Source organism: uncultured Enorma sp., from assembly GCA_905210055.1.
Lineage (GTDB): Bacteria > Actinomycetota > Coriobacteriia > Coriobacteriales > Coriobacteriaceae > Enorma.
Map to the genome: position 1 here is coordinate 1 of CAJLVH010000188.1, position 2,767 is coordinate 2,767.

The following is a 2,767-nucleotide window of genomic DNA, read 5'->3' on the forward strand; positions in this document are numbered from 1 at the left end:
CTGCCGAACGAGCCGGAGATCCACTCGATCTCGCCCTCGTCGTCCACGCGGGCGCGCTTGGTGTTCAGGTTGTACATGTTCTTCGACCAGTTCTCGATGGTCGAATAACGCAGGTGTGCCCGCTTGCCCACGAAGAGCTCAACGGCGCCCGCGTGCAGGTTCGCCACGTTGTACTTCGGCGCGGAGCAGCCCTCGATGAAGTGGAGGTCTGCGTCGTCCTCAACGATGATGAGCGTGTGCTCGAACTGGCCGGCGCCCTTGGCATTCAGGCGGAAGTAGCTCTGGAGGGGGAAGTCGAGCTTCGTGCCGGCAGGCACGTAGACGAACGAGCCGCCGGACCACACGGCGCCGTGGAGCGCCGCGAACTTGTGATCCGTGGGCGGGATGAGCGTCATGAACTTCTCGCGGATGAGCGCCTCCCAGCGGGGCTCGTGGAGCGCCTCCTCGATACCGGAGTAGACGATGCCCAGCTTCGAGGCCGTGTCCTGCATGTTGTGGTACACGAGCTCCGAGTCGTACTGCGCGCCCACGCCAGCGAGGTAGCTGCGCTCTGCCTCGGGGATGCCCAGGCGCTCAAAGGTGTTCTTGATGTCGTCGGGCACTTCGTCCCAGGTGGCGCTCTGATCCGTGTTGGGCTTCACATAGGTGACGATGTTGTCCATGTCGAGCCCGGCGATGGAGGGGCCCCAGGTGGGGTTCGACATGCGATGGTAGGTCTCGAGGGACTTCAGGCGAAAGTCGAGCATCCACTGGGGCTCGTCCTTGCGCCGGCTGATTTCTTCGACGATCTCCGGCGTGAGGCCGGCGTCGAGCTTCTCGAAGCCTTCTTCGCTATCGGTGATGTCATAGATGGTGCGGTCGATGTCCGCGACCTCGCTGCGCTTCTTTGCCATGGCCGTTTCCTAGCGCTCGCCCGCGGCCTGACATTGGGGACAGGCACCAGTGTCATGACATTGGGGACTGTCCCCATTGTCAGATTCGAAGCGCTCGAAGCCGTGCTCATCGATCCAGTCGATGAGCGAGGCGTCGTCCTCGTGCACCATGCGGCCGCCCACCATGACGTGCACGCGGTCGACCTCGAGGTGCTCCAAGATGCGCGTGTTGTGCGTGATGATGAGGAGCGTGCCATCGCAGGTCGTGCGGTAGAGCTCCATGCCGCGGCTCACCACGCCGAGCGCGTCGACGTCGAGGCCGGAGTCGGTCTCATCGAGGATGGCGAGCTTGGGCTGGAGAAGCAGGAGCTGCAGCATCTCGACCTTCTTCTTCTCGCCGCCGGAGAAGCCCACGCCCAGCTCGCGGTTGAGGTAGCTCGGATCCATGTCGAGTTGGCCGCAGAGCTCCTTCACGCGGCGACGGAATTCCTTGCCGCGCATCTCGAGTCCGGGCCGGCCGGCGAGGGTCGCACGCAGGAAGCTCGAGAGCGGCACGCCGGGGATCTCGACCGGAGCCTGGAAGGAGAGGAAGATGCCCGCGCGCGAGCGCTTGTCCGGCGAGAGCTCGGTCACGTCTTGGCCGTCGAAGACGATGCGGCCGGCGTTTTGCGTGTACTCAGGGTCGCCCATGATGAGGTGGCCGAGCGTGGACTTGCCAGCGCCGTTCGGCCCCATGAGGACGTGCGTCTCGCCTGCGGGGATGGCGAGGTCGATGCCGTGGAGGATGGTCTTCTCGTCGACGGAGGCGGTGAGCCCTTCGACGGTAAGGAGGGGAGATGCGGACATTGCGGCTCCTTGCTGTTGTGGTCACGGCTGTGTGATTGTCGTGCCGCGGCCATAATCCTAGGAATTATCTCGGAATAACGATAAGATGATTGGGCGTGAAGTCAAGCTTAAATCCGAGTACTCCACTAGGATTTCAGTTCGGCATGCACCCCTGACATTGGGGACAGTCCCCAATGTCATGACAAAAGGGACAGGCGTTGCGGTGAGTCCGCTGTTTCGTCAGCTCCGACAACTCGCCCAGCCAATGGGGACGGGGGTTATTGGCTGGTCGAACAATCGGGGGTCGGCCTATAGCCCGCTCCCGACCAGCCAATAACCCCCGTCCCCATTGGCTGGTTCGATGGCCGGTGGGAGCGCAGGTGAAGGAGGCGCGCATGCTCATATCTTCCAAGGGGCGCTATGCGTTGCGCCTCATGATCTACATCGCGGCATTCGGCGACGCCGAGGGCAAGATCGCCCTGCGTGAGGTCGCCGCGCGCGAGGACATCTCCCTCAAATACCTCGAGCAGCTCGTGCGTCCGCTCATGCACGCCGGGCTCTTGCGCAGCGTGCGCGGCAAGGGCGGCGGGTATGCGCTCGCGCGCCCGGCAGACGAGATCCGCGCGGGCGATATCCTACGTGCGGCGGAAGGCACGACCGCTCCCGTGGCATGTGAGGGCCTCGACGGCGTCTGCGAACGCGCGGGGCTGTGCTCAACGGTGAAGTTCTGGACCGGCTTGGACGCTGTGATCGAGGAATATGTCGACGGCGTGACACTTTCCGAGCTCGCCCGCGTGCCCGAGATTCAACTCGATGCGGATATCAAGCCTGTCTTTTAGGTTCTCGCAGAGCATTCAAGCTCGACTTTAACCTTAATTGAATTTGACGAACTCGGTGTGAAACGCTTGCCCGCGGATTCGCGAGTTGCAATACTGATACTGCCTTCTTTGCGCAATCGCAAATGAAATGTACCCGTAGCTGCTCGAATGAGCGGCAGACAAGGAGGGCCCATGAGACCCCGCCAATTTGTACTCGCCTCGAGTCTCGCGTTCGCGCTCGCATGCGCGCCC

3 protein-coding genes are annotated in these 2,767 nt (G+C 62.8%); 1 reads left to right on the forward strand and 2 read right to left on the reverse strand.

What is annotated here, in order from left to right; translation table 11 throughout:
• Together sufB and sufC are read right to left on the reverse strand one after the other, a co-directional pair.
• The coding region (gene sufB / locus QZ079_RS08980) for a Fe-S cluster assembly protein SufB (RefSeq protein WP_297037509.1) at positions 1–893 on the reverse strand (893 nt) is incomplete at its 3' end.
• 9 nt (positions 894–902) lie between these two features.
• Complete coding sequence (sufC, locus tag QZ079_RS08985; protein ID WP_297037510.1) at positions 903–1,718, reverse strand: Fe-S cluster assembly ATPase SufC; 816 nt, start codon at positions 1,716–1,718, stop codon at positions 903–905.
• A gap of 374 nt (positions 1,719–2,092) precedes the next feature.
• Here sufC and QZ079_RS08990 point away from each other — a divergent pair, with 374 nt between their 5' ends.
• Positions 2,093–2,536, forward strand: coding sequence for an Rrf2 family transcriptional regulator (locus QZ079_RS08990; RefSeq protein WP_297037511.1), 444 nt, complete (start codon positions 2,093–2,095; stop codon positions 2,534–2,536).
• The last annotated feature ends 231 nt before the right edge of the window (positions 2,537–2,767 follow it).

Excerpts from the sequence above, each read along its gene's own strand:
- sufC (WP_297037510.1), bottom strand. The coding sequence starts at position 1,718 with ATGTCCGCATCTCCCCTCCTTACCGTCGAAGGGCTCACCGCCTCCGTC.
- QZ079_RS08990 (WP_297037511.1), top strand. The coding sequence starts at position 2,093 with ATGCTCATATCTTCCAAGGGGCGCTATGCGTTGCGCCTCATGATCTAC.